Here is a 12729-nt window from a genome sequence, read left to right as displayed (position 1 = left end):
GTGAAGACATGACCCCTTCCGACCCCCTGATCTTCGGCGCCTCGGCCCGTCGTCCGTCCAACGGACTGCTGGGACCGGTGGTGTGGCTGTTCGGCCTGATCGCCACCATGGTCGCCATGGCCGTCGGCGCGGTGCTGGCGGTGGTGACCGCCGCCGCCGTGGCGGTGATCGCGGTGATCGCGGCGGTGCTGGTCTTCTTCGCCGGGATCGCCCTGCGCGCCCGCCGCACCATGACCCGTCGCAACCGCCGCGCGGACGACGGCGTGATCGAGGCCCGCAAGGAAGGCGACGCCTGGGTCGCCTATGGCTGGGAGCGCACGGGCCGCTAAAGGCCGGCCCCGCCATGCTGATCGTCAAGGACGCCCCGTCCCCCAATTTCGACGCCCGCCGCGGTCCGCCGGACATGCTGGTGCTGCACTATACCGGGATGCAGACGGCCGAGGCCGCCGTGGCCCGCCTGCGTGACCCGGAAGCCAAGGTCTCGGCCCACTATGTGGTCGATGAGGACGGCTCGATCCTGCGGCTGGTGGCCGAGGAACGCCGGGCCTGGCACGCGGGGCGCGGCGCCTGGCAGGGCGAGACCGACTGCAACGCCGCCTCCATCGGCATTGAGATCGTCAATCCGGGCCATGAGTTCGGCTATCGCGACTTCCCCGAGGCGCAGATCGCCTCGGTGATCAGCCTGATCAGCGACATCCGGACCCGCTGGACCATCCCGGACGCGCGGATCATCGGCCATTCGGACCTCGCCCCCGAGCGCAAGCAGGATCCGGGCGAGCGGTTCCCGTGGAAGCGGCTGGCCGGGGTCGGGCACGGCCTGTGGTTCGAGCCGGCGCAGGAGCGGATCGCCGCCCTGGGCGCCCCGCTGGGGCCGGGAGATGAAGGGCTGGGCGTCATCGTCCTGCGCGCCGGCCTGCATCGGCTGGGCTATGCGCTTCAGCCGGGCGGCGATTACGACGACGCGACGAAGCTGACCGTCGAGGCCTTCCAGCGCCACTGGCGTCCCGGACAGGTGGACGGCATCGCCGACGGCGAGACGCGGGCGACCCTGATGGGGGTGCTGCAACTGGCGACGGCCGAGAGCACGACCGGGGTGCTGAACTAGGGGTCGGCGCGGTCCTGGCGCGGGCCGAAGACGCGCATGACCGTGACTTCAAGCGCCTGTTCGTCGATCTTGTAGATAATGGTGTGGCCCTCGACGACGCGCTGTCTCAGCCCCGGCTTGGCGCTTCCGGGCCATCGATCTGGCCTGAACTGAAGCTCAGCCACGGCGCGGCTGATGCGGGTCATCCTGAGGCGCGCCTTGAGCCCGCTGCCGGGTTGAAGCAGCCATTTGCCGATCAGATTGAGATCGCGACGGGACCGCGCGGTGAAATAGACCGCGTAGTCCGTCATCTAGCTTATGGCCGGATCGTCGAGGTCCTCGCCGGCCGCCCAGCGGTCAAGCCAGTCGAGCGCCTCCTGACCCCCGATAACGCGTCCGGCGGCGATATCCTCTTCAGCCTCGGCGATGCGCTCCAATTCCCACGCCAGGCGCGCCTCGCGTTCGGCCGGGGTCTCGGTCGCGAGGTCGACAGGGTATTTCGGCGCGGGATGGGCCATGACGGACAAGGTATCACAACCCATCGTCGCGGGCATCATGCGGTTGACCCCGGGGGCGGGGAGGGGCATCAGTCCGCCCGTCAGACGGCCGGGCGGTCGCGGCGGGGCTTATGGTCCCGTCGAGGAAAGTCCGGGCTCCACGGTGAAAAGGCGGCGGGTAACGCCCGCCCGGGGTGACCCGAGGGATAGCGCCACAGAAAGCAAACCTCCTCCCTTGCGAGGGGGGGAAGGGTGAAAGGGTGGGGTAAGAGCCCACCGCGGGACTGGCAACAGGACCGGCATGGCAAGCCCCGCCTGGAGCAAGACCGAATAGGGATGTCGCGTGGGCTTCGGCTCACAGGGCTCACCGCCCGAGAGCATCCGGGTAGGTCGCGAGAACCGGTCAGCAATGGCCGGTCCAGAGGAATGATCGTCGCCGTCTTCGGACGGAACAGAACCCGGCTTACAGGCCGTCTGATATTTCTCTTTTTGTGGGGCTACCGCTCGCGCCGCGGGCGCTCGCTGCTTGAGCCCTATTATTTTGGCCCTAGCGCTCGCGACGCGGTCGCTCGCTGCTTGAGGGCGGGCCGCGAAGCGGCCGTGGGCTCGAAATTTCTTATTTCGATGGGACTGGCGCCGCGCGTTCGTGGGAGTGCGCCTCTGCGTCCCGGTTAACCGCTTGGATCGAAAGGGCTGTCAGGATCGGTCCACCTTGGTCCACAGGCGGATCGTTCGCTGTATGTTCCGGTTTTTGCTGATTTTTGCGCCAGCTTGACCGTTAACGATCGTCAACTAATCCCATTGAGGCGCATCTGATCCCATGCTATCCCAATTGCTCAGTAGGGCTTGGGTGCGCCGACTGGCGTTTCATCGGGATTTCAGGGGACGGGCCGAAGGGTCCGGATTGGGCAGGGCGTGTTTCTCTCGACCTATGAGAAACAATTGGACGGCAAGCGCCGCCTGCTGATCCCGCAGGAGTTCCGCACCGCCGACAACGGCGCCGAGCACGGCGTCTTCTGCTTCTTCTCGATCGAGTCCGACTGCCTCGAGGCCGGCGGCGACAAGCTGATGGCCGAGTATGTGGCCATGATCGAGGAGCTGCCCTTCGGCGACGACCTCCGCACCGCCCTGGAAGAGACCTTCTTCGCCGGTCAGCGCCCGCTGTCGTACGACGGCGGCGGCCGGATCACCCTGCCGGAAGGCCTGTGCCAGGAAGCCGGGCTGGGCGATGACGTGGTCATCGTCGGCCTGGGCTCTCGCTTCCAGATCTGGGATCGCGCCCGCTGGAACGCGCGTCGCGAGGAGCGTCGGGCGCTGGCGCGTCAGGCTGTGCGCGAGCGCGGTGAGGCCGGGCGTCTGGCCCTGCGCGCCAGACGTCCGCAAGGGGAGGGCGCATGACCTCTCCGCACGCGCCGGTCCTGATCGACGAGGTTCTGGAGGCTCTGAAGCCGCAGAAGGGCGACGTCATCATCGACGCCACCTTCGGCGCCGGCGGCTATACGCGCGCCATCCTGAAGGCCGGCGCGACGGTGATCGCGCTCGATCGCGATCCGACGGTGCAGGTCCACGCCGACGCCGTGGCCAATGACTATCCCGAGACCTTCCGCCTGATCCGCACGCCCTTCTCCGGACTGGCCGACGCCTTCGCGCAGACGGGCGAGGCGAAGCTGGACGGGGTGGTGTTCGACATCGGCGTGTCGTCGATGCAGCTGGATCAGGCCGAGCGCGGCTTCTCCTTCATGCGCGACGGACCGCTGGACATGCGGATGAGCGATGAGGGCGTCACCGCCGCCGACATCGTCAACAGCTGGGACCACGGTCCGCTGGCCCATATCTTCAAACTGTACGGGGACGAGCGTCAGTCGGGCCGGGTGGCGACGGCCATCCTGCGTCGCCGGGTCGAGCAGCCGTTCAGCCGGACGCTGGATCTGGCCGAGGTGGTCGAGAAGGCGTTGGGCGGCCGTCGCGGCGCCGCCATCCATCCGGCGACCCGGGTGTTTCAGGCCCTGCGCATCGCGGTGAACGACGAGCTGGGCGAACTGCGCGCCGGGCTGGAAGCGGCCGAGGCGACGCTGGCGCCGGGCGGGCGTCTGGCGGTGGTGACCTTCCACTCGCTCGAGGACCGGATCGTGAAGGCCTTCCTGACCGAGCGCACGGGCAATGCGCCGGGCGGGTCGCGCCATGCGCCGGTCGCCGTCGAGACGCGCAAGCCCAGCTTCACCCTGAGCTTCAAGGGCGCGGTCGAGGCGGGCGAGGCCGAGCTGGCCGTCAATCCGCGCGCCCGGTCGGCCAAGCTGCGCGCTGCTGTGCGCACGGACGCGGCGCCGTGGGGCCCGATCGGCGGAAAGGTCGCCGCATGAACGCCGCCGTCGCCCGCCACGCCCTGAACCGCCTGTTCGCCTGGAAGATCCGCGGCGTCCGCTGGATCGAGATCATCGGCGTGCTGATGGTCGCGGCCATGATCTTCTCGGTCTATCTGGCCAAGGCCGCCGCCGCGCGCGAGAGCGCCCGCATCGCCGAGCTGGAGCGTCAGATCGGCGAGAGCGGCGAGCGGGTGCGCCTGCTGCGCGCCCAGGTCGCCCGGCTGGAGCAGCCGGCCCGGCTGGAGGCCCTGTCGCGCGAGGTCGGGCTGGGCCCGGTCGAGATGAAGCGTCAGGCCAGCGAGGACGCTCTGCAGACGCTGAAGCCGGTGGCCGCGCCTCCGGCTCCGGCCCCTGTGGCCGCGCCGGCTGCGACGGCTGAGGTCGAGGCGGAAGCGCCGGCGCCGGACGCGGAGGGCGGCCGATGAGCGTGCACGATCCCCGCGCCTGGGAGCGCCCGCAGCCGCGTCCGGCCAATCCTATCCCCTACGGCCTGCGTCGTCTGGCGCCGTCCTGGCGCTGGCTGAGCGAGGCGATGTGGTGGGTCGAGCATTCGTTCGGCCGCGCCCGCGCCAACGCCCGGCCCGAGGAGGACACCCGCGTCCGCATCTTCCTGATCACCACGGTGTTCTCGGTGATCTTCTGCGCCCTGGCGCTGGGGGCGGCGAATGCGGCGCTGCTGAAGCCGAAGGGCGCGGTGGGCTCGGTGTCCAATCCGAACGCCGTATCGCGTGGCGACATCGTGGATCGCAACGGCGCCCTGATGGCGACGAACGTCACCCACTACAGCCTGTATGTGAACCCGAACGAGGTCTGGGACCCGGAGCTGGCCGCGCAGCAGATCCGCCGCGCCCTGCCGCGCGTGTCGGCCAGCAAGCTGCGCAATGTGCTGGACGGCCGGCGCCGCCTGCTGGTGCTGCAGCGCCTGACCCCGGAAGAGAAGGCCGCCGTTCACGGGCTGGCGCTGGGCGGGGTGACGTTCGAGCCGGAAGACCTGCGCATCTATCCGCTGGAAGGTTCGGCGCGGCATGTGCTGGGCGCGTCGGATACGGGCGCGCAGGGCATTTCGGGCGCTGAACTGGCCTTCAACAACGAGATCCGCGCGGCGGGTCAGAATGGCGGCAGCTTCCCGCTGTCGATCGACCTGCGGGTGCAGGGCGTGCTGGACAACGAGCTGGCGGCGGCGGCTTCGGCGGTGCAGGCCCACGGCGCCGTGGGCGTGGTCGCGGACGCCACCACCGGCGAGATCCTGGGCATGTCGAGCTGGCCCACGACCGACAGCAAGAACCTGGTGACCTCCGGCCACTACGAGATGGGGTCGGTGTTCAAGACCTTCACCATCGCGGCCAGCCTGGACACCGGCAAGGTCGACATGAACACCATGTTCGACGCCTCCCAGCCCTATATGATCGGCAACCGCCGCATCACCGACTTCCACGCGACCAACAAGATCCTGTCGCTGGAGGAGGTCTATCTGCACTCGTCCAACATCGGCACCTCGCGCATGGCGGTGGAGCTGGGCTCGAACACGATGCGGGACTATTTCCAGCGGCTGGGCCTGCTGGAGGCGGCGCCGATCGAACTGCATGAGTCCGCCCGCCCGCGCCTGCCGCGCAACTGGGAAGACTCCAGCCGGGCGTCGATGTCGTTCGGCTACGCCATCATGATCACCCCGCTGCAGATGACGGCGGCGACCGTGGCCCTGGTCAACGGCGGGATGTATCGCCCGCTGACCCTGCGTCGCGGCGGCACGGGCGTCGAGGGCCGCCGGGTGGTCAGCGCCGAGACCTCGCGGGCCATCCGCGACCTGATGCGCGCCAATGTGCTGCGCGGCTCGGGCAAGTCGGCCAATGCGCAGGGACTGCGCGTCGGCGGCAAGACGGGCTCGGCCAACAAGCTGGTCAACGGCCGCTATGATCCGCGCCACGGCGTCGGCTCCTTCGCCTCGGTCTTCCCGGCGGACGGCGGCGAGAACACGCGCCGCTATGTGATCTTCGTCCTGATCGACGAGCCGGCGCAGGGCTCGCAGCTGGGCGGCGCGGTGGCCGCGCCGACGGCGGGTCGGGTCATCGACCGCATCTCCGGCTTCCTTAATGTGGAGCGGGTGGCGGACCCGATCGTCCCCGGACTGGCGGCGCCGCGATGATCGCCGCCCAGCCCTCCGTCAAACTGTCCGACCTGCTGCGCCGCGATGTGTCCAGCGATCCGGTGATCACCGGCGTCACCGCCGACAGCCGCAAGGTCGCGCCCGGTTCGCTGTTCGTGGCCCTGCCGGGGACCGCCGCCGACGGCCGCGCCTTCATTCCGCAGGCCCTGTCGCAGGGCGCCGCCGCCGTGCTGGCGCCGTCCGACACGGACGCGGCCCTGGCCCCGGTGCTGGTGACCTCGGGCGATGTGCGCCGGGCCTACGCCATCGCCGCGCGCAGCTTCTACGGCGCCCAGCCGAAGACCTGCGTGGCCGTGACCGGGACCAACGGCAAGACCTCGGTCGCCGCCTTCTGCCGCCAGATCTGGGCGGCGCTGGGCCTGACCTCCGCGAGCATGGGCACGCTGGGGGTTTTGAAACAGACAGGTAACGTTAATCAGGCGTTGACCGGCCCCGGCCTGACCAGCCCGGACGCCGCCGACGCGGCCCGCATGCTGGCCCAACTGGCGCAGGAAGGGGTGACCCATCTGGCGCTGGAGGCCTCATCGCACGGCATCGACCAGCGCCGTCTGGACGGGGTGACGCTGAAGGCCGCGGCCTTCACCAACCTGACCCAGGACCACCTCGACTATCACGGCACGATGGACGAGTACCGGGCGTCGAAGCTGCGCCTGTTCGACACCCTGCTGCCGCGCGGGCGGACGGCGGTGCTGAACGCCGACAGCGACGCCTATTCGGCCTTCGCCGCCGCCAGCATCATGTCGGGCCTCGGCGTGATGGGGGTGGGCGAGCGCGGGCGTGATCTGGCGCTGGTCGCCCGCCGCGCCACGCCCGAGGGGCAGCGCCTGACGATCGACGTGCAGGGCGATCTGCATGAGGTGCTGCTGCCGCTGGCCGGCGCCTTCCAGGCCTCTAACGCCCTGGTGGCGGCGGGCCTGTGCATCGCCGCGGGCGAGGACGCCGGGCGGGTTCTGGCCGCCATGGAGAAGATCGAGGGCGCGCAGGGGCGTCTGGAGCGGATTCCGGGCGGCCAAGGGCAGGGCGAGGTCTATGTCGACTACGCCCACACCCCCGACGGTCTGGAGACCGTGCTGAAGGCGCTGCGTCCGCACGCGACGGGCCGGCTGATCGTGGTCTTCGGCGCGGGCGGCGACCGGGACCGGGCCAAGCGTCCGCTGATGGGCGAGATCGCGGGCTGTCTGGCCGACATCGCCATCGTCACCGACGACAATCCCCGCTCGGAAGACCCGGCCTCGATCCGCAAGGCGGTGCGTGAGGGCTGCCCTGACGCGCAGGAGGTCGGCGACCGCCGCCGCGCCATCCAGCACGCCATCGGCCTGATGCGTGAAGGAGATGTGGTGGTCATCGCCGGAAAAGGGCATGAACAGGGCCAGATCGTCGGCGGGGTGACCCATCCCTTCGACGACGCCTCCGAAGCCGCCGAAGCCCTGCGTATCCATGCCTGATATCGAACCCCTCTGGACGTCCGCCGAGATCGAGGCCGCGACCGGAGGAAGCCTGTCCGGCGCCCCGTTCGAGGCGACCGGCATCACCTACAACAGCCGTGAGATCGTCCCCGGCGACCTGTTCGTGGCGCTGAAGGGCGCGCGGGACGGGCACGACTTCGCCGACATGGCCTTCGCCAACGGCGCGACGGGCGCGATTGTCGAGCGGCCGGTCAACGGTCCGGCGGTGGTGACCGCCGACACCCTGCGGGCGCTGGAGGGGCTGGGCGTCTTTTCCCGGGATCGGGCGCCGCATGTGAAGCGCGGCGCGGTCACCGGCTCGGTCGGCAAGACCAGCGTGACGCAGGCGATCAAGGCGGGCCTCGATCTGGCTGGTCCGGCCCACGCCTCGATCAAGAGCTACAACAACCACATCGGCGTGCCGCTGACGCTGGCCCGGATGCCGCGCACGGTCGAACGGGCGGTGTTCGAGATCGGCATGAACGCGCCGGGCGAGATCGCGCCGCTGTCGAAATTCGTCCAGCCGCACGCCGCCTGCGTGACCACGGTGGGGCCGGTGCATATCGAGGCTTTCGCCGACGGAGAAGCGGGGGTGGCGGCCGAGAAGGCGTCGATCTTCGACGGCCTGATCCCCGGCGGGGTGGCGGTGGCCAATGGCGATGTCGCCTTCTCCGCCGTGCTGTGCGACCGGGCCAAGGCCGTGGGCGCGCGTCTGGCGACCTTCGGCAGCGACGTCGGGCATGACGCCCGCCTGCTGGACTTCCAGCCCTTCGAGGGCGGGGCGCGGGTCAAGGCCGAGCTGTACGGCAAGGCGCTGGACTACCAGCTGGCGCAGTCGGGCTTCCACTGGGGGCTGAACAGCCTGTGCGTCCTGCTGATGCTGGACGCGCTGGACGTGAAGCTGGAGACCGGGCTGGAGGCGCTGGCCCATTTCCGTCCTCTGGCCGGGCGGGGCGAGACGACGGCGGTGCAGGCGCCCGGCGGGGCCTTCACCCTGATCGACGAGAGCTACAACGCCAATCCGCTGTCGATGGCGGCGGGCTTCCGCAGCCTGGGCGCCAAGCCGGTGAGCGCGGGTGGTCGGCGGATCGTGGTGCTGACTGACATGCTGGAGCTGGGCGAGCAGTCGCAGGCCCTGCACGAGGGACTGGCCGCCTCCATCGACGCCGCCGGACTGGATCTGGTCCACGCCGCCGGGCCGGAGATGAAACAGCTGTATGATGTCCTGCCCGCCGCCCGTCGCGGCGTCTGGCGCGAGACCGCCGCCGAGCTGGCCTCGGAAGCGGCCACGCTTGCAGGGGCGGGCGACATTGTGATGGTCAAGGGTTCGAACGGGTCGAAGGCTTCGCTGGTGGCGAAGGCTCTGGCGGCGCTGGGGGAGTAAGAGCGTGTTTTACCTTCTGTATCTGTATTTCCAGGACGTGGCGCAGGACTACCCGCTGCTGAACCTGATCCAGTACCAGACTGTCCGGGTGGCGCTGGCCATGGCGACCGCCATGATCGTCGCCGTGGCCATGGGCAGCCGCTTCATCGCCTGGATGCGGGTCAAGCAGGGCAAGGGCCAGCCGATCCGGTCCGACGGGCCGGTGACCCATCTGTCCAAGGTCGGCACCCCGACCATGGGCGGTCTGATGATCCTGGCGGGCATCGCGGTGGCGGTGCTGCTGTGGGGCGACCTGACCAACCCCTATATCTGGATCGTGTCGTTCGTGACGGCGGCCTTCGGCGTGCTGGGCTTCATCGACGACTACGCCAAGGTGACCAAACAGACCTCGGCGGGCCTGACCTCGAAGCAGAAGCTGGTCGCCCAGACCGTCGTCTCGATCATCGCCGGCGTGCTGACGGTGCTGTGGATGACCGCCTCGCCGACCTCGCCGGGTCTGGAAACCTCGATCGCCTTCCCCTTCTTCAAGGCGGTGCTGCTGAACATCGGCTGGTTCTATGTGGCCTTCGCCGCCTTCACGATCGTGGGCTTCTCGAACGCGGTGAACCTGACGGACGGGCTGGACGGCCTGGCCATCGTGCCGGTGATGATGGCGGCGGCCGCCTTCGGCCTGATCGCCTATCTGGTCGGCAACTTCATCTTCTCCCAGTATCTGGGCGTGCACCATGTGCCGGGCTCGGGCGAGCTGGCCATCTTCTGCGCCGCCATGATCGGCGGCGGCGTGGGCTTCCTCTGGTACAACGCTCCGCCGGCCAAGATCTTCATGGGCGACACCGGTTCGCTGGCGCTGGGCGGCGCCTTGGGCGCCATCGCCGTGGCCACCAAGCATGAGCTGGTGCTGGGCATCGTCGGCGGCCTGTTCGTCATCGAGGCCGCCTCGGTCATGATCCAGGTCGCCTACTTCAAGGCCACCGGAAAGCGCATCTTCCTGATGGCCCCGATCCACCATCACTTCGAGAAGATGGGCTGGCCGGAATCGACCGTGGTGATCCGCTTCTGGATCGTCGCCGCCATGCTGGCGCTGGCCGGTCTGGCCACCCTCAAACTGCGATAGTCAGATGATCCCCGTCCCCGGCTTTGAAGGACGGAGGATCGCGGTCTTCGGCCTTGGACGGTCGGGGCTGACGGCGGCGCGCGCGCTGAAGGCGGGCGGGGCCCTGCCGGTGCTGTGGGACGACAGCGTCTCCAGCCGGATGCAGGCCGGGGCCGAGGGCTTCGCGGTCGAGGACCTGACCACGGCCGACTGGTCGGGCTTCGCCGCGCTGGTGCTGTCGCCGGGCGCGCCCCTGACCCATCCCAAGCCGCACTGGACGGTCGAGAAGGCCGAGGCGGCGGGTGTCGAGGTGATCGGCGACATCGAACTGTTCGCCCGCGCGCTGGCGGCCCTGCCGGAGGGCGAGCGGCCGCGCGTGGTGGCGATCACCGGCACCAACGGCAAGTCGACCACGACGGCCCTGATCGGCTGGGTGCTGAAGCAGGCCGGGCTGACGGTGCATGTCGGCGGCAACATCGGCATCGGGGTGCTGGCCCTGCCAGCGCCGACCAAGGACGCCGTCTATGTGATTGAGGTGTCGAGCTATCAGATGGACCTGACGACGAGCTTCGCGCCGGATGTGGCGATCCTGACCAATGTCTCACCGGACCATCTGGACCGGCATGGCGGGATGGAGGGGTATGTCGCGGCGAAGGCGCGGATATTCGCTCACGCCGCCTTGTCGCTTGTTGGGGTGGACGAAGACTGGGGGCGTGGGGTTGCGGATGAGCTGACGACGCGAGGTCTTTCGGGCGTTCGCATCTCCACATCCGCTCATCCCGGCGAAAGCCGGGACCCAGCGCTGTCCAGCGAGGCGCATCAGGACGGCGGCTGGAGCGAGGCCGGGCCGACCGATCTTCCAAAGAACTGGGTCCCGGCTTTCGCCGGGATGAGCGGAGAGATGGGGGCCGTGCCGGGAAAGCTGACTTTCGCGGGACGTGCGATCGCCGATCTCTCCACCGCCCGCTCTCTCCCCGGACGCCACAACGCCCAGAACGCGGCCTTCGCCTATGCGGCCGCGCGGGCGTTGGGCGTGTCGCACGAGCAGGCCGTCGAAGGGCTCATGACCTTCCCCGGTCTCGCGCACCGGATGGAGACCGTGGGCACGTTGGGCAAGGTGCGGTTCGTCAATGACTCCAAGGCGACCAACGCCGATGCGGCGCGGCAGGCGCTGGCCAGCTATGAGCGCAGCTTCTGGATCGCCGGCGGGCGGGCGAAGGCGGGCGGAATCGATGATCTGGAGGACCTGTTCCCCCGGGTGGTCGAGGCCTTCCTGATCGGCGAGGCGGCCGGGCCATTCGCGGCGCGGCTGGGTGAAACTCCGCACCGGATCAGCGGCGACATGGCGACGGCCGTGCAGCACGCTTACGAGGCCGCCGCCGCGACCGGGCGCGACGAGGTGGTGCTGCTGAGCCCCGCCGCCGCCAGCTTTGACCAGTATCCCGACTTCGAGGCGAGGGGAGAGGCGTTCCGCGCCGCTGTCCTGGCCCTCGGCGCTCTTCCGGCGAACGTCCCATGACCCAGCAGGGCTATACCCCCGCCTTCTCGCGCAACGACCAGAGCCTGCTGGCGCAGTGGTTCTGGACCATGGATCGCGGCCTGCTGGCCGCCGCCCTGACCCTGATGGGGCTGGGGGTGGCGTTGAGCTTCGCCTCGTCGCCGGCGGCCATCCTGGCGGACCAGTCGATCAGCGATCCCTTCCACTATTCCTGGCGGATGATCGTGTTCGCCTCGGCCGGGCTGACCGCCATGCTGGTCATGTCCTTCCTGTCGCCGCGCGGGGTGCGGCGGATCGCGGTGCTGGCCCTGCTGGGCGCCCTGTTCGTGATGGCCCTGCTGCCCTTCATCGGCGACACGGTGAAGGGGGCGGCGCGCTGGATCAATCTGGGGCCGTTCAGCCTGCAGCCGTCCGAGTTCGTGAAACCGAGCCTGATCGTCTTCGCCGCCTGGATGTTCTCCGAGGCGCAGAAGGGGCAGGGCGTGCCGGGCGTCAGCATCGCCTTCGGCGTCTGGGCCGTGGCGGTGGGGCTGCTGCTGATCCAGCCGGACATCGGCCAGACCCTGCTGATCACCACCACCTTCATGGCCGTCTTCTTCATGGCCGGGGTGCCGCTGAAGTGGGTGATGGCGCTGGCCGCCGCGGGCGGGGCTGGGGTCGTCGGCCTGTTCTTCACCTTCAGCCACATGCGCGATCGCCTGAGCCGGTTCGGTTCGGACGACGCGGGCGCGACCTACCAGATCGACCGGGCGTCCGAGGCCATCCGCGCGGGCGGGCTGGTCGGACGCGGCGTGGGCGAGGGGGTGATGAAGCGCTCGGTGCCCGACCTGCATACCGACTTCATCTACTCCGTCGGCGCCGAGGAGTTCGGCCTGGTGCTGAGCCTGGCCATGATCGGCCTGTACGCCTTCATCGTCATTCGGGGCATGCGTCTGGCCATGAAGCTGAACGACCCGTTCGAGCAGGTGGCCGCCGCCGGCCTGTTCATGCTGATCGGTCTGCAGGCCTGCATCAACATCGCCGTGAACCTGAACCTGATCCCGACCAAGGGGATGACCCTGCCCTTCATCAGCTATGGCGGATCGTCGATGGTGGCGATGGGCCTGACCATGGGGTTCGCCCTCAGCCTGACCCGCCGCCGTCCGGGCGCCTATGAACCCGGCGCCTCGCTGAACCAGCGTCGCCGCATCCTGCCGTAAGA

The 12729-nt window shown here is 69.4% G+C and carries 13 protein-coding genes and 1 other RNA gene; 12 read left to right on the top strand and 2 right to left on the bottom strand.

Going from position 1 to position 12729, the window contains the following annotated elements; genetic code table 11:
* The first annotated feature begins 8 nt into the window (after nt 1-8).
* Nucleotides 9-329, top strand: coding sequence for a hypothetical protein (locus ACFQQC_RS10985; protein ID WP_376862436.1), 321 nt, complete (start codon nt 9-11; stop codon nt 327-329).
* Nucleotides 330-343: 14 nt separating this feature from the next.
* A complete protein-coding gene (locus ACFQQC_RS10980; RefSeq protein WP_376862435.1) occupies nt 344-1105 on the top strand; it encodes an N-acetylmuramoyl-L-alanine amidase in 762 nt (253 codons plus the stop codon).
* On the opposite strand, the gene ACFQQC_RS10975 is transcribed toward ACFQQC_RS10980, so the two are convergent.
* Nucleotides 1102-1395: a type II toxin-antitoxin system RelE/ParE family toxin gene (locus ACFQQC_RS10975; protein ID WP_376862434.1), complete on the bottom strand. Its 294-nt coding sequence runs from the start codon at nt 1393-1395 to the stop codon at nt 1102-1104. The genes ACFQQC_RS10980 and ACFQQC_RS10975 overlap by 4 nt on opposite strands.
* A complete protein-coding gene (locus ACFQQC_RS10970) occupies nt 1396-1641 on the bottom strand; it encodes a hypothetical protein (protein WP_376862433.1) in 246 nt (81 codons plus the stop codon).
* A 41-nt stretch (nt 1642-1682) separates the two neighbouring features.
* Between ACFQQC_RS10970 and rnpB the strand changes: the two genes are divergently transcribed.
* The 10 genes from rnpB to ACFQQC_RS10920 all read left to right on the top strand — a co-directional run bounded on the left by rnpB (nt 1683) and on the right by ACFQQC_RS10920 (nt 12727).
* Nucleotides 1683-2063: RNase P RNA component class A (gene rnpB, locus ACFQQC_RS10965), an RNA gene on the top strand.
* Nucleotides 2064-2496: 433 nt separating this feature from the next.
* Nucleotides 2497-2979 (top strand): division/cell wall cluster transcriptional repressor MraZ, encoded by a 483-nt coding sequence (locus ACFQQC_RS10960; RefSeq protein ID WP_376862432.1) that lies wholly within the window; start codon nt 2497-2499, stop codon nt 2977-2979.
* Entirely contained in the window at nt 2976-3941 is a 966-nt protein-coding gene (gene rsmH / locus ACFQQC_RS10955; protein ID WP_376862431.1) for a 16S rRNA (cytosine(1402)-N(4))-methyltransferase RsmH, read from the top strand. The genes ACFQQC_RS10960 and rsmH overlap by 4 nt, the downstream gene beginning before the upstream one ends.
* Complete coding sequence (locus ACFQQC_RS10950) at nt 3938-4369, top strand: cell division protein (RefSeq protein WP_376862430.1); 432 nt, start codon at nt 3938-3940, stop codon at nt 4367-4369. Before rsmH ends, ACFQQC_RS10950 begins: the two co-directional genes overlap by 4 nt.
* Complete coding sequence (locus tag ACFQQC_RS10945; protein ID WP_376862429.1) at nt 4366-6087, top strand: peptidoglycan D,D-transpeptidase FtsI family protein; 1722 nt, start codon at nt 4366-4368, stop codon at nt 6085-6087. Before ACFQQC_RS10950 ends, ACFQQC_RS10945 begins: the two co-directional genes overlap by 4 nt.
* The gene (locus ACFQQC_RS10940; RefSeq protein ID WP_376862428.1) at nt 6084-7553 is read left to right on the top strand and encodes a UDP-N-acetylmuramoyl-L-alanyl-D-glutamate--2,6-diaminopimelate ligase; all 1470 of its coding nucleotides are present in this window, start codon (nt 6084-6086) and stop codon (nt 7551-7553) included. The genes ACFQQC_RS10945 and ACFQQC_RS10940 overlap by 4 nt, the downstream gene beginning before the upstream one ends.
* Complete coding sequence (murF, locus tag ACFQQC_RS10935; RefSeq protein ID WP_376862427.1) at nt 7546-8937, top strand: UDP-N-acetylmuramoyl-tripeptide--D-alanyl-D-alanine ligase; 1392 nt, start codon at nt 7546-7548, stop codon at nt 8935-8937. Before ACFQQC_RS10940 ends, murF begins: the two co-directional genes overlap by 8 nt.
* A gap of 4 nt (nt 8938-8941) precedes the next feature.
* Complete coding sequence (gene mraY / locus ACFQQC_RS10930; RefSeq protein ID WP_376862426.1) at nt 8942-10051, top strand: phospho-N-acetylmuramoyl-pentapeptide-transferase; 1110 nt, start codon at nt 8942-8944, stop codon at nt 10049-10051.
* A gap of 4 nt (nt 10052-10055) precedes the next feature.
* On the top strand, nt 10056-11549 hold the full coding sequence (gene murD / locus ACFQQC_RS10925) for a UDP-N-acetylmuramoyl-L-alanine--D-glutamate ligase (RefSeq protein ID WP_376862425.1): 1494 nt from the start codon (nt 10056-10058) through the stop codon (nt 11547-11549).
* The gene (locus ACFQQC_RS10920) at nt 11546-12727 is read left to right on the top strand and encodes an FtsW/RodA/SpoVE family cell cycle protein (protein WP_376862424.1); all 1182 of its coding nucleotides are present in this window, start codon (nt 11546-11548) and stop codon (nt 12725-12727) included. Before murD ends, ACFQQC_RS10920 begins: the two co-directional genes overlap by 4 nt.
* The last annotated feature ends 2 nt before the right edge of the window (nt 12728-12729 follow it).

Origin of the sequence: Brevundimonas sp. GCM10030266, assembly GCF_042666595.1 — a bacterium.
Lineage (GTDB): Bacteria > Pseudomonadota > Alphaproteobacteria > Caulobacterales > Caulobacteraceae > Brevundimonas.
This window is presented reverse-complemented; position numbering and strand designations above follow the sequence as displayed.